General features: G+C 59.1%; 15 protein-coding genes. 8 read left to right on the top strand and 7 right to left on the bottom strand.

Going from position 1 to position 19052, the window contains the following annotated elements:
• Positions 1 to 5: 5 nt before the first annotated feature.
• The 3 genes from IV109_RS10060 to IV109_RS10050 all read right to left on the bottom strand — a co-directional run bounded on the left by IV109_RS10060 (position 6) and on the right by IV109_RS10050 (position 4375).
• Complete coding sequence (locus IV109_RS10060) at positions 6 to 857, bottom strand: SDR family NAD(P)-dependent oxidoreductase (RefSeq protein WP_296695496.1); 852 nt, start codon at positions 855 to 857, stop codon at positions 6 to 8.
• A gap of 86 nt (positions 858 to 943) precedes the next feature.
• Positions 944 to 3103: a 3-hydroxyacyl-CoA dehydrogenase NAD-binding domain-containing protein gene (locus tag IV109_RS10055; protein ID WP_296695493.1), complete on the bottom strand. Its 2160-nt coding sequence runs from the start codon at positions 3101 to 3103 to the stop codon at positions 944 to 946.
• 66 nt (positions 3104 to 3169) lie between these two features.
• Positions 3170 to 4375: an acetyl-CoA C-acetyltransferase gene (locus tag IV109_RS10050; protein ID WP_296695491.1), complete on the bottom strand. Its 1206-nt coding sequence runs from the start codon at positions 4373 to 4375 to the stop codon at positions 3170 to 3172.
• A 125-nt stretch (positions 4376 to 4500) separates the two neighbouring features.
• Here IV109_RS10050 and IV109_RS10045 point away from each other — a divergent pair, with 125 nt between their 5' ends.
• Positions 4501 to 5664, top strand: a complete 1164-nt coding sequence (locus IV109_RS10045; protein WP_296695489.1) for an acyl-CoA dehydrogenase family protein — start codon at positions 4501 to 4503, stop codon at positions 5662 to 5664.
• Positions 5661 to 6239, top strand: a complete 579-nt coding sequence (locus IV109_RS10040; RefSeq protein WP_296695486.1) for an MOSC domain-containing protein — start codon at positions 5661 to 5663, stop codon at positions 6237 to 6239. Before IV109_RS10045 ends, IV109_RS10040 begins: the two co-directional genes overlap by 4 nt.
• 26 nt (positions 6240 to 6265) lie before the next feature.
• Here the strand turns inward: IV109_RS10040 and IV109_RS10035 are convergent, their stop codons facing one another.
• Both IV109_RS10035 and IV109_RS10030 read right to left on the bottom strand, forming a co-directional pair.
• Positions 6266 to 7183: an acyltransferase gene (locus IV109_RS10035; RefSeq protein ID WP_296695483.1), complete on the bottom strand. Its 918-nt coding sequence runs from the start codon at positions 7181 to 7183 to the stop codon at positions 6266 to 6268.
• 57 nt (positions 7184 to 7240) lie between these two features.
• Complete coding sequence (locus IV109_RS10030) at positions 7241 to 7984, bottom strand: MgtC/SapB family protein (RefSeq protein ID WP_296695759.1); 744 nt, start codon at positions 7982 to 7984, stop codon at positions 7241 to 7243.
• A gap of 120 nt (positions 7985 to 8104) precedes the next feature.
• On the opposite strand from IV109_RS10030, the gene IV109_RS10025 reads away from it, so the two are divergent.
• From IV109_RS10025 to IV109_RS10010, 4 genes are all read left to right on the top strand, one after another.
• A complete protein-coding gene (locus tag IV109_RS10025; protein ID WP_296695480.1) occupies positions 8105 to 9697 on the top strand; it encodes an FAD-dependent oxidoreductase in 1593 nt (530 codons plus the stop codon).
• Complete coding sequence (locus tag IV109_RS10020) at positions 9694 to 9888, top strand: hypothetical protein (protein ID WP_296695477.1); 195 nt, start codon at positions 9694 to 9696, stop codon at positions 9886 to 9888. Before IV109_RS10025 ends, IV109_RS10020 begins: the two co-directional genes overlap by 4 nt.
• Positions 9878 to 10396 carry a MarR family winged helix-turn-helix transcriptional regulator gene (locus IV109_RS10015; RefSeq protein WP_296695474.1) on the top strand — a complete coding sequence of 173 codons (519 nt, stop codon included), beginning with the start codon at positions 9878 to 9880 and terminating at the stop codon, positions 10394 to 10396. The genes IV109_RS10020 and IV109_RS10015 overlap by 11 nt, the downstream gene beginning before the upstream one ends.
• Positions 10397 to 10476: 80 nt before the next feature.
• On the top strand, positions 10477 to 12831 hold the full coding sequence (locus IV109_RS10010; protein ID WP_296695471.1) for a YgiQ family radical SAM protein: 2355 nt from the start codon (positions 10477 to 10479) through the stop codon (positions 12829 to 12831).
• Between the two features lie 36 nt (positions 12832 to 12867).
• On the opposite strand, the gene IV109_RS10005 is transcribed toward IV109_RS10010, so the two are convergent.
• Both IV109_RS10005 and ompR read right to left on the bottom strand, forming a co-directional pair.
• Positions 12868 to 14244, bottom strand: coding sequence for a sensor histidine kinase (locus IV109_RS10005; protein WP_296695756.1), 1377 nt, complete (start codon positions 14242 to 14244; stop codon positions 12868 to 12870).
• A gap of 41 nt (positions 14245 to 14285) precedes the next feature.
• Positions 14286 to 15017: a two-component system response regulator OmpR gene (gene ompR, locus IV109_RS10000; RefSeq protein ID WP_296695469.1), complete on the bottom strand. Its 732-nt coding sequence runs from the start codon at positions 15015 to 15017 to the stop codon at positions 14286 to 14288.
• A 597-nt stretch (positions 15018 to 15614) separates the two neighbouring features.
• Here ompR and IV109_RS09995 point away from each other — a divergent pair.
• On the top strand, positions 15615 to 16250 hold the full coding sequence (locus IV109_RS09995) for an SIMPL domain-containing protein (protein ID WP_296695464.1): 636 nt from the start codon (positions 15615 to 15617) through the stop codon (positions 16248 to 16250).
• A gap of 87 nt (positions 16251 to 16337) precedes the next feature.
• Positions 16338 to 18995 (top strand): EAL domain-containing protein, encoded by a 2658-nt coding sequence (locus IV109_RS09990; RefSeq protein ID WP_296695460.1) that lies wholly within the window; start codon positions 16338 to 16340, stop codon positions 18993 to 18995.
• Positions 18996 to 19052 lie beyond the last annotated feature (57 nt).

The raw sequence follows: 19052 nt of genomic DNA, 5'->3' as shown, positions 1-19052 counted from the left end.
TCGTCCTAAACAGTGTGTTTGCGAGCCTGTGCCTTGCGGCGCAGATGGTTGCTCATGTTCGTGAGCCAGGCGGAGGACCTTGTGGGTACCAGCCGGTAGAGAAAATCCAGCACCTTGGCGTCGGTGCCAATCAGTACCCGGGTTTTGCCGGCCACTATGGCGGCAATAATGGTTTGCGCTGCCTGCTGTGGACTGGTACGCGCCACTTGCGAAAAGTTGTCGCGCAGCTCTTGCGCCGATCCTGCCACCGTGGCGAGATCGGTGATGCGCGCCTTGTTGGCAATATTGGTCTGGATACCGCCAGGATGCACACAGAGAACCTTGACGGTTGAGCCTCGCAACTCTTCGCGCAGGCCATCGCTAAAGCCTCGCACTGCCGCCTTGGAGGCGTTGTAGATACTCTGGGTGGGCATGGACACCATGGCAAAGATGCTGGATATATTGACCAGCAGGGCGTCAGGCCGGGTGCGCATCTGCGGCAAAAAGGCCCTGCAGCCATGCACCACGCCCCAGAAGTTGATGTTCATCAGCCAGTGTGCATCGGCTGTTTCCAGCTTCTCTACCGAGGACACCAGGGATACGCCAGCGTTGTTGATCAAAACGTCGGCCCCGCCGAAGCGGCTGTGCGCCTCGGCCGCCAGCGCATGGATGGCCGCCTCGTTGCCGGTATCGGTCACCAGGCCGAAACAGTCGCATCCGGCCGTGCGCAAGTTGCTGATCACGCGGTCCAGCCCTGTTGCGTCAATGTCCGCCAGCAGGAGCCTCGCACCCCGCTGTGCCAGTTCAACCGCCAGTGCCTCACCAATGCCTGATGCAGCACCCGTGATGACGACGACATTTCCTGCCAATGAACGCATGCAATGACCTTTCTGATCCCAAAAAAAAGAAACCCTGTTGGCGTCCGTTTGGCGACGCAAACAGGGTCGAGCCCTACTTTAACGGCTTAGTAGACCGGCTGGTACTTGCGGATCGCAGCCTTTACTTCGTCGGTCAGGGCAAAGCCTGGGCCAAACTGCTTCGCAAGCTCAGCGGCGCGCTTCTCGAAAGCCTCCACCCCCATGCCATAAATGAACTGCATGGCGCCGCCGGTCCAGGCTGGGAAGCCAATGCCAAAAATGGAACCGATGTTGGCGTCGTGCACCGTGGTCAGCACGTTCTCGCACAGGCAGCGCGCAGTCTCCACCGCTTGGCGGAACAGCAGGCGGTCTTTGATGTCGGTAACGTTCCATTGCACGTTCGACTTCTCGAACAAGTTTTTGAGCTGAGGCCACAAAAACTTTTTGGCGCCTTTCTCGGTGGGGTACTCGTAGAAGCCGCCGCCGCCCGCACGGCCTGGCCGGTTGTGTTTGCGCACCAGTTCAGCCACCAGCAGTTCGCCCGGCGAGGCCACATAGGTCTTGCCTTCCGCTTCAAAGTCGGCCTTGGTCTGCTCCATCACATGCAGGCTCAGCGTGAGGGCAGTTTCGTCCAGCACGGCCAGCGGGCCCACCGGCATGCCGCACTGCACACCTGCGTTTTCAATCGCTGCAGCCGGAATGCCTTCACCCAGCATGGCCACACCCTCCATGACGAAGGTGCCGAACACACGGCTGGTGAAAAAGCCGCGCGAGTCGTTCACCACAATCGGGATCTTGCCGATGGCCTGCACGTAGTCAAAAGCACGGGCCACGGTTTCATCGTTGGTCTGCTTGCCGCGGATGATCTCCACCAGCTTCATCTTGTCCACCGGGCTGAAGAAGTGGATGCCGATGAACTTTTCCGGGGCAGCGCTGGCGGTGGCCAGGCCGCTGATGGGCAGGGTGGAGGTGTTGGAAGCAAAGAAGCCGCCGGGGGTCAGCATGGGTTCGGCTTCTTTGGTGACCTTGGCCTTGAGCTCGCGGTTTTCAAACACCGCCTCGATGATCAGGTCGCAGTCCTTGAGGTCGGACGCGTTGGCGGTGGCCTGGATGCGGTCCAGAATTTTCTGCTGGTCTTCAGCCTTCATGCGGCCTTTGTCCACACGGCCCTGGGTGATCTTGGCGCTGTAGGACTTGCCCAGATCGGCTTTCTCCTGGCTCACGTCCTTGAGCACCGTGGCAATACCCTTGCTCGCCTGCGAGTAGGCAATACCCGCACCCATCATGCCGGCACCCAGCAAGCCCACCTTGGCGGGCTTGAAGCGCGGTGCCGTGCCAGGGCGTGACTGACCGCTCTTGATGGCGTTCATGTTGAAAAAGAAGGTGTTGATCATGGCGCGGGCGTTGATGCCGGTCATGAGCTTGGCCAGGTAACGACTCTCAATGCGCAGCGCAGTGGGCATGTCCACTTGCAAGCCTTCAACCATGCAGGCCATGATGGCTTCAGGCGCCGGGTACAGGCCGCGTGTCTGCTTCTTGATCATGGCAGGTGCAACCACCAGCATGCCGGCAACCTTGGGGTTGCTTGGCGTGCCACCAGGCACCTTGTAGTCCTGGGCTTCCCAGGGATGCTGGGCTGTCGGATGGGCTGCAATCCAGGCCAGCGCCTTGGCGCGCATCTCGGCCGCTGCTGTGTCGGACGGTGCCACCAGATCGTGCACCAGTCCCATGGCCTTGGCTTCGCTGGGGGAGAAGAGTTTGCCTTCGACCAGGTAGGGTTGTGCACCCATCAGGCCCAGATGGCGTGTCATCTTGGTCACGCCGCTGGCGCCGGGCAGCAGGCCCAGGGTGACTTCAGGCAGACCGAACTGAATCTTGCGGTCGTCAATGGCAATGCGGTGATGGCCAATCAGTGCCACTTCCCAGCCGCCGCCCAAAGCGGTGCCATTGAGGCAGCTCACCACGGGCTTGCCCAGGGTCTCGATGGTGCGGAAGTTCTTCTTGACAAGCTCGATGCCGGTGAAGATGCCGCCCGCGTCGGAGGGTTGCACGCGCATCACGCCCTTGAGGTCGGCGCCGGCGAAAAACGTGGTCTTGGCGGAGGCCAGGACGATGCCTTTGATGGCGTCCTTGTCTTTGAGTACTTGCGCCGTCAATTCCGACAGGTCTTCCTGCCATTGCATGCACATGGTGTTGACCGGCGAATTGGGCTCATCGAAGGTGACGGTGGCAATGCCGTCCTGCAAAGCGTATTGAATGGTTTTCATGAAATATTTGCTATTTAATTAGGAGCTACTTGCGTAATGAATACGAGGGCTAGAGGTTAATTTCTCTTAGATTCTCTCGACAATGGTGGCAATACCCATGCCGCCGCCCACACACAGGGTGGCCAGGCCGTAACGCAGATTGCGGCGGTGCAGCTCGTCAATCAGTGTGCTCAGAATCATGGCGCCGGTGGCGCCCAGCGGGTGGCCCATGGCGATGGCGCCGCCGTTCACGTTGACCTTTTCGTGCGGTACACGCATTTCCTTCATGAAGCGCATCACCACCGCGGCAAAAGCCTCGTTGACTTCAAACAGGTCGATCTGGTCAATCGTCAGGCCGGCCTTGGCCAGCGCCTTGCGGGCAGCAGGCATGGGGCCGGTCAGCATGATGGTGGGGTCGGCACCGCTCAGCGCAGCCGACACGATGCGTGCACGTGGCGTGAAGCCATGCATCTTGCCTGCAGCCTCGGAGCCGATCAACACGGCTGCGGCACCGTCCACAATGCCCGATGAATTGCCCGCATGGTGCACGTGGTTGATGCGCTCGACCTGCGGGTAGCGGGTCAGAGCGACCTGGTCGAAACCCATGCCACCCATCTGCTCGAACGATGCCTTGAGCGAGCCCAGGCCTTCCAGTGTGGATTGCGGCTTGATGAACTCGTCCTCCGCCAGAATCACCTGGCCCAGAAAATCCTTGACCGGAACCACCGAGCGAGAAAAGAGCCCACCGGCACGTGCCTTGGTGGCGCGCTTTTGGCTCTCCAGTGCAAATGCGTCCACGTCCTGGCGCGAGAAGCCTTCCAGCGTGGCGATCAGGTCAGCGCCGATGCCTTGCGGAACGAATGCTGTGGCCGAGTTGGTTTCCGGGTCCATGGCCCACGCGCCACCGTCCGAGCCAATGGGCACGCGGCTCATGCTCTCCACGCCACCGGCCACCACCAGGTCTTCCCAGCCGGAGCGCACTTTTTGGGCCGCCATGTTGACGGCTTCCAGGCCCGAAGCGCAAAAGCGGTTGATCTGCACGCCCGAGCAGGTGAAGTCCCAACCGGCCTTGAGTGCTGCCACTTTGGCAATGACCGAGCCCTGTTCGCCCACAGGAGAGACCACGCCCATGACCACGTCGTCCACTTTCGAGGTGTCGAAGTCGTTGCGGCTTTGCAATTCGGTCAGCACGCCGGCCAGCAGGTTGATGGGCTTGACCTCGTAGAGGCTCCCGTCTTTTTTACCCTTGCCACGCGGGGTGCGGATGGCATCAAACACAAATGCTTCAGTCATGGGGGCTCCAGTTGAGGGACAGGTTCAAAAAATTATGTGTGGTGACACATCAGAATGCAGTATATTCTTTTTACAAAGCAATCGCTTTGTAAAATTACCTCAAATTTTGTCAAACAGGCTGCACCATGATTCAGAGAACACTTTTTTCCCCTGAGCACGAAGCTTTTCGTGACAGCTTTCGCCGTTTCATGGAGAAGGAAATTGCGCCTTTTCATGCCGAATGGGAAGAGCAGGGCTATGTGGACCGTGCGGTGTGGAACAAGGCCGGCGACAACGGATTTCTGTGCATGACCATGCCCGAGGAATATGGCGGCGCTGGTGCCGACAAGCTGTATTCCGTAGTGCAGATGGAAGAGCTCAGCCGGGGCGGTTTCTCCGGCATCGGCTACTCCCTGCACAGCGAGATCGTGGCGCCCTACATCCTGCACTACGGCACCGAAGAACAAAAGAAAAAGTACCTGCCCAAGCTGGCCAGTGGCGGGATGATCGGCGCCATTGCCATGAGTGAGCCCGCTGCGGGCTCCGACCTGCAAGGCATCAAGGCCAATGCGATTCAGCAGGCCGACGGCAGCTACCTGCTCAATGGCAGCAAGACTTTCATCACCAACGGTTGGCACGCCGATCTGGTGATTGTGGTGGCCAAGACCAACCCCGCCGCCGGGGCCAAGGGCACCAGCCTGCTGTTGGTTGAGCGTGGCATGCCCGGCTTCTCGGTGGGCAAGCGGTTGAAAAAGCTGGGCCTCAAGGCGCAGGACACTTCAGAGTTGTTCTTTGACAATGTCCGTGTTCCCGCAAGCAACCTGCTTGGGGGAAAAGCCCAGGAAAACCGTGGCTTTATTTGCCTGATGGAGCAGCTGCCGTGGGAACGTATGCAGATCGCCATCGGTGCTGTGGCGGCGGCGCAGGCTGCCATTGACTGGACGGTGGACTACGTGAAGGAGCGCAAGGTGTTTGGCCAGCCCGTCGCTGCCTTCCAGAACACGCGCTTCACGCTGGCCGAGTTGCAGACCGAAGTGCAGGTGGCCCGTGTTTTTGTTGACAAGTGCACCGAGTTGCTGATGGCCAAAACGCTGGACACCGCTACCGCCAGCATGGCCAAGTACTGGTGCAGCGACCTGCAGTGCAAGGTGATGGACGAGTGCGTGCAGTTGTTCGGCGGCTACGGCTACATGTGGGAATACCCCATCACCCGCGCTTACGCCGACGCGCGCGTGCAGCGTATCTACGGCGGCACCAACGAGATCATGAAAGAGGTGATCACGCGTTCGATGGGATTGGGGGGAAAGTGACCACAGTTCTTTCGCTACAGACCGCGCAAGCGCGGCGCGTCCAGATCAGCGGGCGCTCCATCCTGACGGCCATTCACAAGCAGCCCGTGTCCGGCCCGGTCAAGGTCGCTCGCCTGGGACTTGACGGCGATGAACAGGCCGATTTGTCGGTACATGGGGGTCTGGACAAGGCGGTCTACGCCTACCCCAGCGAGCATTACCCGTTTTGGCAGAAGGCGCGTACGGACGCCGGGTTGACCGGCATTGACGATGCGCTGCCTTTTGGCTCCATGGGTGAAAACCTGAGCCTGCAGGGTCTGCTGGAAACCGAGGCGTGGGTTGGCGACGTGCTCAAGTTTGCAGATTGCACGCTGCGCGTGACGCAGCCGCGTGAGCCCTGCTACAAGTTCAATGCCGCCATGGGTTACAACGGTGCCGTCAAAGCCATGGCGCAAAAAGGCTGTTGCGGGTTTTACCTGGCGGTGGACGAGCCCGGGTCGATTGGCGCGGGGGAGTCCTTTGAATTGGTACCCGGCCCGCGGCGCCTGTGCATCACCGAGGCGTTTAACGCCAAGATGTTCAAGCACATGCGTTGAGTGTTTATCGCTATCTAATTGATAGCTTACGACGCTTTATGGATGCCGGCCTGGGGCCGAAGTAAGGCCTCAATCTGCGCATCCTTGTCCAGCCACATCTGGTGGACCCATTTCTGGTAGGCCTCGCGTACCGCGGGGTCGCCGGCGTAGTCTCCCTGGGCCAGTTCATGGGGTACCGGTAGAGGGCGCACCCGCACGATGACGCGTTTGAGCTTGCCGGTAAGGAACTGCCAAAAATCCGGTGCGCCATCGGGGTAAACAATGGTTACGTCCAGAATCGCCTGAAACTTGTCGCCCATGGCGTTGAGTGCCAGGGCAATGCCACCGGCTTTGGGTTTGAGCAAATGCCTGTAGGGTGATTGTTGCCGCTGATGTTTGGCGGCCGTGAAGCGTGTGCCTTCCAGAAAATTCATCACGCTGGTGGGGATGAGTGCATATTTTTCGCAGGCCTTGCGGGTCGTTTCCTGGTCCTTGCCCCGCATCTCGGGGTGTTTTTTCAGATATTCCTCGCTGTGGCGGCGCATGAATGGAAATTCCAGTGCCCACCAGGCCAGCCCCATCACCGGCACCCAGATCAACTGGTGCTTGAGAAAAAACTTGAGCAAGGGAATGCGCCGGTTGAACAAGTGCTGCAGCACCAGAATGTCCACCCACGACTGGTGATTGCAGTTCACCAGGTACCAGCTGCGGTCGTTGAGGCCTTCGATGCCTTGCACATCCCAGGTGGTGCGCTGCGTCAGCCGCATCCAGCTGCTGTTGCCCCAAATCCAGGCTTCTGCGATCAGTAGCAGGATGGGGTCGATCAGCAGACGCACAGCCTTGACCGGGATGATCAACTTCACCAGCGATACAAGCAGCAAAATGGGCACCCAGAACAGGGCGTTGAGCGCCATAAGCGTGGTTGCGATCAGGCCGACCAGGAGTGGCGGCAAAAAATTAAACATGGCGCGCGTTCTCAGTCATTGTTGTTGACACCGTGGCGATTTTTCATCGCGCAGATTTCAATTGCGGGCGTAGGACACATTAAAGCTGTTGACGCCGCTGAACCTGGCCATTTCCTGGGCAAGGTCCGACAGGGGCATCATTTTTTGCCGGCTGCGCGCAATGGCCACAAAACGCCACTCTTGCGAGCCGTCTTTGAGGCTGATGTTGACGGTGCCATCCGCGATGTCGTAGCCGCGTGAGTTGGCCATGCCGCGCAGTGCTGCCTCAACCGGCACGAAGTCCTTGTCGAATTTCAGGGTGATGGCCACCGCCTGCCGGGACGGAAGCCAGCTCTCGAGCCTGGATATCCAAACCATGCAGATGGCACTGAGCAGCGCCAGCGTCATCGCTGCACCGTAAAAACCGACCCCGACCAAAATACCGATGACAGAAGATGCCCATAGCGAAGCAGCCGTGGTCAAGCCACTGATGTTGAAACCCTCACGCATGATGACGCCCGCGCACAGGAAACCGATGCCGGTCACGATGCCCTGAATCACGCGTGATAGATCGCCGCTGGTGGATGCCATGGAATTGCCGCCAAACCAGAAATGGGAATAGCCGCCAATAACGGTCAACGCGGCCGACGCCATGCACACCAGTCCGTAGGTGCGCATGCCAGCCGCTCGACCATGGTAAGACCGTTCGTAACCCACCAGCAGGCCCAGCAGCAGGGCACCCAGCAGGTTCAGGAAGACGATGACATTGGTGGTGACGAGCGGTCCAGACCAATAGGCTTGCAAGGTGTCGAAAGTAAGCATGCAGTAACGATAGCGCATTTCGGATGCATTCAGGAAGATCCGGGGAGGCTCGATAATTAGTTGCGTGCGCAACCAATTTGCAATACAGTGAAGTTACAGCCTCACAAAGCGATACAGCACATGAACTTTTCTTTCACTGAACTCCCTCACCGCGTACCTGTGCTGATTGCCGGCGGCGGACCGGTGGGGCTGACCCTGGCGGCGCTGTTGTCGCGTCATGGCATTTCCAGCCTGGTGATCGAGGCGGACGAAGGCTATTGCTCAGGCAGTCGCGCCATCTGCATGTCGCGTCGCTCGCAGGAAATCCTGGGGTGGGTGGGGGCGGACAAGCCCCTGGTGGAAAAAGGCCTTTCGTGGGTGGGGGGGCGCAGCTACTACCGCAATGATGAAGTGCTGCACTTTCAAATGCCCAGCGAGCCGACGCAGCGCTTTGCGCCGATGGTCAATATTCAGCAGTTCTACGTGGAAGAGTTCGCCCATCAGGCCGCCATGCAAGGGGGCGATCTGACACAGGTGAGTTGGTCCAGCCGGGTAGAGACTGTTGTGCCGCAATTGCACGGTGTTCAAGTCCAGGTGCAAACACCCCAGGGCACGCGCAGCGTCCATGCCGACTGGGTGGTGGCCTGCGATGGCGGACGCAGCACGGTGCGCGAGCAATTGGGCCTGCAACTGCAGGGCACGCAGTACGACGGCAAGTATGTGATTGTGGACATCGTCCAGAAGACCAGTCGACCCACCGAGCGACTGGCCTGGTTTGACCCGCCCAGTAATCCGGGCTCCACCATCCTGATGCACCGCCAGCCCGACGATGTATGGCGCATCGACTACCAGATCCGCGACGACGAAGACCCGCTGGAGGCCGTGAAGCCCGAGAACGTGCTGCCCCGCGTGCAGAGCCACCTGAGCATGATCGGCGAGAACGAGCCCTGGGAGCCGCTCTGGATTTCGATCTACAACGCCAAATGCCTGACGCTGCCCAGTTACCGCCAGGGACGGGTTCTGTTTGCGGGTGATGCGGCACATCTCGTGCCGATTTTTGGCGTGCGCGGTCTTAACTCGGGTCTGGATGACGCCGGCAACCTGGCGTGGAAACTGGCGCGCGTGATCGAAGGCAGTTCGCCGGACCGCCTGCTGGATTCGTATTCTGCCGAGCGTGTTCATGCCACGCAGGAGAACATTGCTTATGGGGCCAAAAGCACCGAGTTCATGGCGCCGCCCAACTTTGCCTTCAAGCTGATGCGCGAAGCCACGCTCAGGCTGGCACTGAGTGACGACAAGGTACGCCCCCTGATCAACCCACGACAGTCGACGCCGATCAACTATGTGGGTTCGCCGCTCAACGAACCCGAAGCAGGCGTCTGGACCAACGCCATGGCGACGCCGGGCGCGCCTGCACCCGAGGCTTTGTTAAGTGGGCGTCAAGGCCCGCGCCACTTGAGCAGCTATTTCGGAACGGACTTTGTGGCGCTGGTATTCAGTGACGGCGCCATGCCCCATGTGGGCAAGACGCTGGTAGAGCAGGGCGTGGCGGTTCTTGAGATTGAACCCGATGCCGACCCGCAGGGCCAAGCCTGGCTGCGCTACGGATTGCCCGACACTGGGGCGTCGGGCCTGGTGCTGGTGCGACCGGACGGTTATGTGATGGGCCGCTGGCGCGGGCTTGATCCCGCGCCGCTACTGACGTGTTTGAAAAGTAAGGGAGTATGGGCATGACCGATGCTGATCTGGACCAGTCCTATTCCACCCTGTGTGCTGCGCTGGCTGATGTTGGAAAAGAGCAGGCTTCACTCTTTCTGGGGATGGTGTGTTTGTCGCTGATGAGCCGCTTTGAGCGGGCCGAAGAGGTGTTGCCGTTGATTGCCAATGCCCAGGCACAGTGCCAAGCCGAGTCGCATGGCGCCTGAGGGTGCGCCGCGTGGTGCGCGCGCAGAAGCGGCGTTGTCAACCTTGGCACTGCCTGCGCTGGACCGGTTTCTCACCTACCGCCTGCATTTGCTCAGCAAACTGAGTGACCGGCATACGGCTGAGGCCTATGCCAGCGAGCTGGATTTGCCCCTCGGCGAGGCACGCTGCCTGGCCGCTATTGGCAGTTTTGCACCCTTGTCCGTGAACGATCTGGCGGCCAGGGCCAACCTCAACAAAGGGCAGGCCAGCCGGGCGGCGCAGGCCCTGGTGGATCGGGGTCACGTCCACAAGCTGGCCAGTACCGTGGACAGCCGGGGTGTCGTTTTAACCCTGACGGAAAGCGGTGAAAGGCGGTTCACCCAGTTGATGGGCATCATTGCCAGTCGTAACGACGCTATTTTCGGTTGCCTGAATACGGCCGAACAGCAAGTGTTGGGTTCGTTGCTGGACCGATTGATCCAGCATGTCCGCATGGGCGTGCCAAACAGCCCGTCTCCCGGCGTCTGATACCCCAGGGGGATACCCCTTTAGGTGGTGCTGCCAAGCATAAAACCTTACACTTACCGGTTACTCCCGGTTATTCCTCCATGAACGCCCCCGTTGACGTCTCCTTTTTCGCGCGCGCCGCCAAACCACTGACCAGTTACCGCAAATACTGGGCGGCTCGCTTTGGCACGGCCAAATTCCTGCCCATGAGCCGGGCCGAGATGGACGTGCTGGGCTGGGACAGTTGCGACATCATCCTGGTGACGGGTGATGCCTATGTCGACCACCCCAGTTTCGGTATGGCCGTGATTGGCCGCATGCTGGAGGCCCAGGGTTTTCGGGTCGGCATTATTGCCCAGCCGGACTGGCAAAGCGCTGAGCCGTTCAAGGTGCTGGGCAAGCCCAATCTGTTCTGGGGCGTGACGGCGGGCAACATGGACTCCATGATCAACCGCTACACCGCAGACCGCAAGATTCGCAGTGACGACGCCTACACCCCCGGTGACGTGGGCGGCAAGCGCCCTGACCGTGCCGCCATTGTGTACAGCCAGCGCTGCCGCGAAGCCTTCAAGGACGTCCCCGTTGTGCTGGGTGGCATCGAAGGCTCGTTGCGCCGGATCGCACATTACGACTACTGGTCTGACAAAGTGCGTCGCTCCATCGTGGTGGACGCCAAGTGCGATTTGCTGCTCTATGGCAATGCCGAGCGCGCGATTGTCGAAATCGCCCACCGGCTGGCTGCCAAGGAGCCGGTCGAGCAGATCACCGATGTGCGTGGCACGGCCTTCTTCCGCCGCGAGTCTCCCGAAGGCTGGTTCGAGATTGACTCCACCAGCGTGGACGAGCCGGGCAGGGTGGAGTCGCATGTCAATCCTTACATGACCACCAGCGAGCAGGCAGCCGAAAAGGGCGGCACATGCTCCAAAGAAGATGCTACAAAAGATGAAGCATCAAGTTCAATGGATACCCTGGCTGGAGGCCAGAAAGTCTCAAAATCCGAGGTCAATGCGACGATCCAGCCCTTGACCTTCATGCCCAACCCTGCGCTCATGGGCAAGCTCAAAGTGCCGCCGCGTGACCGCTCGGTGATCCGACTGCCGAGCTACGAGCAGGTCAAAAGCGACGCCGTCTTGTATGCCCACGCCAACCGCGTGTTGCACCTTGAAACCAACCCCGGCAATGCCCGTGCATTGGTGCAGACCCACGGCGAGGGCGTGACTGCCCGCGACGTTTGGATCAATCCGCCACCGATTCCATTGACCACGGCCGAGATGGACTTTGTGTTCGACCTGCCCTATGCCCGCAGCCCGCATCCGGCCTATGCCGACGAGAACGGCAGCCATGACCATGGCACCAAGATCCCGGCGTGGGAGATGATCCGTTTTTCCATCAACATCATGCGCGGCTGTTTTGGCGGTTGCACCTTCTGCTCCATCACCGAGCATGAAGGCCGCATCATCCAGAGCCGTTCCGAAGACTCGGTCATCAAGGAAATCGAGGATATCCGCGATAAGGTCAAGGGATTCACCGGCACCATTTCCGATTTGGGCGGGCCCACGGCCAATATGTACCGCCTGGGTTGCCGCAGCCCCGAGATCGAGGCCGCTTGCCGCAAGCCCAGTTGCGTGTACCCCGGCATTTGCCAGAACCTCACCACCGACCACGGTCCTTTGATCAGGATGTACCGGCGGGGCAGGGCGCTCAAGGGCATCAAGAAAATCCTGATCGGCTCCGGCCTGCGCTATGACCTGGCGGTCCAAAGCCCTGAGTACGTCAAGGAACTGGTCACACACCACGTTGGCGGCTATCTGAAGATTGCGCCGGAACATACCGAGGCCGGTCCGCTCACCAAGATGATGAAGCCGGGCATCGGCACCTACGACAAGTTCAAGACGCTGTTCGAAAAGTTCTCGGCCGAGGCTGGCAAAAAGCAGTTTCTGATTCCCTACTTTATTGCTGCGCACCCAGGTACCAGTGATGAAGACATGATGAATCTGGCCGTCTGGCTGAAGAAGAACGGCTTTCGCGCTGACCAGGTGCAGACCTTCTACCCCAGCCCCATGGCCACCGCCACGGCGATGTACCACAGCAACAGAAATCCGCTGCGCAAGATCACCCGCGACAGCGAAACTGTGGACATCGTGCGCGGTGAAAAGCGGCGCCGCCTGCACAAAGCCTTCCTTCGCTATCACGATGCCAACAACTGGCCTTTGCTGCGCGATGCGCTCAAGGCGATGGGCCGTGCTGACCTGATCGGCAACGGCAAGCACCATTTGATTCCAACCTTTCAGCCGCTCACGGATGGCAACTACACCAGTGCACGGCGCAAAAATTCGACCCCGGCGGCTTCTAAACAGCCTCTGCCCGGGCAGCTTTTGACGCAGCACACTGGCTTGCCGCCGCGCCAAAATGGCGCTAAATCGACCGATTCGAAGCCAGCACGCAAGCGTCGCTGAACCGGAATTCCGTCAGGGCTGACACGTTCTGGTCGCTCAGGCTTTGGGAGCGCGTTGCAGTTTGATGTTGGCGGCCAGGCCGCCAGATGATGTGTTGCTGAGCATGAAGGTGCCACCCATGCGCACAATCGTTTTCTCTACGATCGCCAGCCCCAGGCCCGCGCCATTGGCGGCTGTGCGCGCTGCTTCTCCGCGGTAGAAGGGTTTGGTCAGGTTGAGCAACTGTTCGGGCGAGACGCCCATGCCATGGTCCCTCACCCTCAGCAAAATCCATTGTTCCCGCTCCTTGGCAGCGATGTCCACAACGGCAATACCCGTGTTCACCGATTTGCCGTAACGGCCTGCGTTTTCCAGCAGGTTGGTGATCACGCGGGCAAGCTCCACTTGGTCCGCAAGTACAGACAGATTGTCCGCCAGATCCAGATTGAAGCGCATGTCGGTGCGGTTTCGGATGCTGTAAATGCAGGAGTCGATGACATCGCGCAAGGAGACCACTTCCAGGTGACCATTGCCAGGGCGAGCGTATTCCAGAAATTTGTCGATGATGGCGTCAAGTTGCACGATATCTGCAGCCATGTGAGCCCGTGCCTCGGTGTCCGCCACGCTGAGTTCCGTTTCCAGTCGCAGGCGCGCCAAAGGGGTGCGCAGATCGTGGGAGATTCCCGCCAGCATGATGGCGCGGTCCTGCTCGATCTTGGCTAGCTTCTGGGTCATTCGGTTGAAGCCGATGTTGACCGCCCGGATTTCGCTGGTGGCCACCGTTTCATCCAGAGAACTGGCTTCAAAGTCGCCATCCCGTACCCGGCTGGCCGCAAACGAAAGCTGCTTGAGCGGCCGGTTGATGAGTCGTGCAATCAGGGCGGCACCGGCAAGCGACAGTGCGGCGGCCGTCATCAGCCAGATCATCCAGGTCCTTCCAGCCGTGCGGTTAAAACGCGCGCGGTCTGTGAGCATCCAGTAGTTGTCGCCATCGATCATGAATCCGACCCATAGGCCTTCTTCCTGGTTCACGCTGTTGGCAACGACCGTGCCGGGCCCCAGGCGCCCCTTGAGTTCTTGCGATATTCGCCGACCCAGCGAATCCGTGTCGAATGGTTCGAAGGTGTCGCCTGGTTCCCTCGGCACGATGCGCACGCCTTCCTGCTCTGTCATGGTCTTGATCAGGGAGACCCGGGCGATGGCATCGGAGTGAATCAGCGCCGCACGGCTTAAATTGACCAGGGACGCAATTTGCTGCGCGGTCTGGATGGCGCGGGGTTCGAATTCCAGGGCGCGCAGCGTCTGCAGCCAGGCCAGAACGCTGCCGATCAGCAGCAGGGCCAGCAGGAAAAAAGTCCGCCAAAAAAGATTCAGCCCAAACCGCTTCCCAGCGCGAAGAAGCCGCCCGGAGCGCGTCTCCAGCGGCATCGGCATGCTGACATCAGGGAGTACGGCTTGTTCGTCCGTCAATCTATTCAACCTGCGCCATCGGGTACGAAGACATAGCCAATGCCCCAAACAGTTTGAATGAAGCGTGGCGCCGCAGCATCCACTTCCACCAGTTTGCGCAAACGCGATACTTGAACGTCCAGGCTGCGATCAAATGGCTCGAACTCACGGCCTCGTGCCAACTGCGCCAGTTTTTCACGTGACAGAGGTTGACGCGGATGGCGCACCAGTGCCTTCAGCATGGCGAATTCGCCGGTGGTCAGAGGCAGTTCTTCTGCACCTTTGTGCAGGGTTCTGGCACCCAAGTCAAAGATGAAGGGGCCGAAGGTCACGGATTCATGGTCGGCCGATGGTGCGCCGGGTGCTTCCTGGACTGGTCGCCGACGCAATACCGCATGAATGCGGGCCAGCAGCTCACGGGGATTGAAGGGCTTGCCCAAATAGTCGTCTGCACCAACTTCCAGGCCGACGATGCGGTCCACATCCTCGCCTTTGGCGGTCAACATGATGATGGGAGTGTGGTCGTTGGCGGCCCGCAGGCGCCGACATATTGACAAGCCATCCTCGCCGGGCATCATCAGGTCCAATACGATCAGATCAACGGTTTCGCGCAGCAGGATCCGCGTGAGGGCCTTGCCGTCTTCTGCCTGCAGGACTTCAAAGCCTTCCTGGGCGAGGTAACGCCGCAAAAGGTCGCGAATGCGGGCGTCGTCATCGACGATCATTATCTTGTCAGTGCGGCTTGTTGCTTGGCTCATGATGGCCTTTGTAAATTTGTAACAAAACCGATTTTGCAGGGTCGTGAATGTAATTTCTGGAAATTTCGCCCAGCACTGACATACTGTTACAAATGTTGCCCCTGAATGCAAGTCCATCGAGAAACAATGTGAACATTGACATGAGGCTAAGCGTTAAGTTCCAACTTATGAAGTATTACAGGCTGATTTTGATCCCCATGGTGGGGTTGCTTGTGTCCACTGCTTGGTCGCAGCCGGCACCACCCAATGGGGAAAGTCCTGCCCGCAGTGCGCCGGAACAACGCCGTTCCGAGCTTCGATCAGCACTCCAAATGCCGCAGGCGCGTGAGGTTCAGGAGGAGAAAAGTGCCGCCAAGTTACCCCCAACGCGTCAATTGACAGCTCAGGAACGGGCGGACCTTCGATTGCAACTGCGTCAGCAACACCGATCTGTCAGCACGGATCGTCCGTGAAATGCACCAGAACTGTGCGCCGCAGATTTTGAATCTGGGCGCGTGTTAATTTTTTTTGGGAGACGATACTTTGAACTCAGCTACTAAATTAATAGCAATTTGTGCAATATTGGCAACTTCTTCTGGCGCTTTTTCACAGCAGGGCATGAATCCGCCGGTTCAAAATGTAGCCCAGCTGACCGCAACTGGCACGGTGGAGGTGACGCAGGATTTATTGTCAATTTCCATGAGCACGTCGCGTGAGGGCAGCGATGCCACGCTGGTGCAAAGCCAGTTGAAGGCGGCGCTTGACGCCGCGCTGACCGATGCCAAAAAAACGGCGCAACCGGGTCAGCTGGATGTACGTACGGGTAATTTCAGCCTGTACCAGCGTTATGGCCGTGACGGCAAGCCCAGTGGCTGGCAGGGCTCTGCCGAGTTGATTCTGGAAGGCCGTGACTTCGCCCGCATCAGCAGCACCGCAGGGAAGATACAGACGCTGACGGTCGCCGGGGTGAATTTTGCTTTGAGTCGCGAACAGCGTGCCCGGGTGGAAGGGGACGCTCAGGGCATGGCGATTGAACGCTTCAAGGCGCGTGCGATGGAAATCGCGCGCGGCTTCGGCTTTGCCGGGTATACATTGCGTGACGTCACGGTCAACACCAACGATCAGGGCATTGCGCCACGCCCCAGATTAATGCAGTTCGAAGCCAAGGCCGCAATGGCCGATGCACCATTGCCGGTCGAAGCTGGCAAGACTTCGGTGGTGGTCACGGTCTCCGGTTCTGTGCAATTGAAGTAAGCCGCCAACTCTGCGGCCATTCCCTGCTTTGGGTTTCGGCTGTTGCGGTACATAATCCGCGAATACTCGAATCCAGGGAGGTCGGACTTGGTCATTGAGCTCATCAAAGGAGTTGCTCTGCTGTTGGCACTCAGCCTGCTGGAGAGTATCAACAGTCGTTTCTGGGAAGGGCGCAAAGTCGCGGCGGCCATATCTTCGGGCGTTCTCTTTGGTGGTATTTGTGTCATCGGCATGATGACACCTGTTGTGTTGGCGCCGGGTGTCATATTTGACGCACGCTCTGTGGTGCTCAGCATGGCTGGCCTGTTTGGTGGTCCACTCGCAGCGGGTGTGGCGACAGCTATAGCGGGCGGGTATCGACTCTGGTTGGGTGGGGCAGGTGTAGGCGTGGGGGTCGCCGTGGTGGTGGCCTGCGCCGCCCTGGGGTTGCTCTATCGCCATGCCATTGGCAAGGGATGGGTCAAGCTGGGTGTCTGGGAACTGCTGGCCTTTGGACTGCTGGTGCATCTGGTCGTCATCACGATCTTCACCCAATTGCCCGCTGAAGTCGCAGCCAGGGTTTTGTCCAATGTTTCTTTTCCCCTTGTCCTTACATTCACGCCCGCAACCTTGTTCTTGGGATTGTTGCTGCAGGATGGCGTGAACCGCCGCAAGGTCGGGATGGCTCTGCGAGAGTCCGAGGCCCGATTTCGCAGTCTGCTACAGGACATTCCCGGAGTGTCGGTGCAAGGCTACGCACCGGACGGGACAACCCGCTACTGGAACAAGGCCTCTGAACGGCTGTATGGCTATAGCGCCGAGGAAGCGCTGGGGCGGAATTTGCGAGAGTTGATCATTCCGCCCGATATGCGCGAGGGTGTGCGGGAGGCCATGCACCAGATGTTTGAAACCGGACAGGCCATTCCTGCTTCGGAATTGGTGCTTCAGCGCAAGGACGGTTCTTCGGTGCCGGTTTTTTCCAGTCACGCGTATGTGGAGCAACCCGGACGTGAGCCTGAGATGTTCTGTATTGATATTGATCTGACCGAGCGCGCGCGTGCGGACGCGGAACTGCGTATTGCTGCTACGGCGTTTGAAGCCCAGGAAGGCATCATCGTGACCGATCCCCGGCAGGTCATTCTGCGGGTCAACAAGTCCTTTACCGACAGCGTGGGCTACACCGAGGCGGAGGCCGTTGGTCAAACGCTGGCCTTGTTCAATTCGGGGCGGCATGACGACGCGTTCTATGCCAACATGAACCGTCACCTGGAGCAGCATGGGCAATGGGCGGGTGAAATCTGGAGTCGACGCAAGAACGGCGAGGTGTTTCCTGAGTGGATCAACATCATGGCGGTTCTGGATGACCGACAGGAGGTGAGTCACTATGTCGCGACCCTGACCGATATCACGCAACGCAAGGCCGCAGAAGAGCAGATCAAGCAACTTGCTTTTTTTGATCCGCTTACCAGCCTGCCCAACCGACGCTTGTTGATGGACCGTTTGGAGCACGCTTTGGCGGTGAGTGAGCGCAACAAGCGCAGTGGTGCTTTGCTGTTCATCGATCTTGATCATTTCAAGACGCTCAACGATACGCAAGGGCACGATAAAGGCGACCAATTGCTGCAGCAAGTTGCCAAGCGCTTGACCGGGTGCGTGCGGGACGGCGACACGGTGGCACGTCTCGGAGGGGACGAATTTCTGGTCATGCTGGAGGATCTGGACCAGGTACCGGAGGTTGCCGCGGCGGAAGCCAGGCTTGTGGGAGAAAAAATCGTGGAGTTGCTCAACCGTCCGTATCGACTGGGTGAGCTTGATTTCCACAGTACACCCAGTGTTGGCGTTGCTTTGTACTATGACCACTCCGTGTCCATTGAAGAGTTGCTCAAACAGGCTGATCTGGCGATGTACCAGACCAAGTCGGCAGGGCGCAACGGCATGCGATTTTTTGATCCGGCCATGCAGGCCGTGGTCAACTCGCGTGCCAGGCTGGAGGCAGATTTACGTCAGGGCATATTGCTGGAGCAGTTTGTACTTTATTACCAGCCTCAGGTTGACAGGCACGGGCGCGTCACTGGCGTTGAAGCGCTGCTGCGCTGGCCCCATCCCGAACGCGGCATGGTGTCTCCACTCGAATTCATTCCGTTGGCTGAGGAAACGGGTCACATATTGCAGCTGGGAAATTGGGTTCTTGAAACCGCTTGTGCGCAGCTGGTGGCATGGGCAAAGCATCCGGTTCGATCCGAACTGACGATTGCCGTGAATGTCAGTGCAAGGCAGTTCCGGGAAAAGGATTTTGCGGCCTACGTTTTGGGTCTGATCGAGTACACAGGGGCCAACCCCCAAAACCTCAAGCTTGAGTTGACCGAAAGCATGCTGGCTGACAACCTGGAGGATATCGTTGACAAAATGAGCGCCTTGAGAGAACGTGGTATTGGTTTTTCACTGGATGATTTCGGTACCGGTTATTCGTCGCTGTCCTATCTCAAGAGACTGCCGCTGGATCAACTCAAGATTGACCAGTCTTTTGTGCGTGATGTGCTGACCGACCCCAACGATGCGGCGATTGCCCAAACCATCGTTGCGCTGGCCCAAAGTCTGGGGCTTGCAGTGATCGCAGAAGGCGTCGAAACGGAGGCTCAGAGGGGCTTTCTGGCAGACCATGGCTGTCATGCTTACCAAGGCTATCTGTTCAGTCGACCGCTCCCCGTCAAGGATCTGGAGCAGTTTGTGGAAGCTGTTCCGAGTCAGGCGCAACTCAATACTTGACCGTCTGCCTGTTGCGCTATAGCGCAGGGCCTGCGGCAATGTCATACTTGGGTCATT

Source organism: Rhodoferax sp., assembly GCF_018780565.1.
In the GTDB taxonomy this organism is placed as follows: domain Bacteria; phylum Pseudomonadota; class Gammaproteobacteria; order Burkholderiales; family Burkholderiaceae_C; genus Rhodoferax.
Note: the sequence above shows the minus strand (reverse complement) of the source record. Positions and strands in the feature narration are given on the sequence as shown.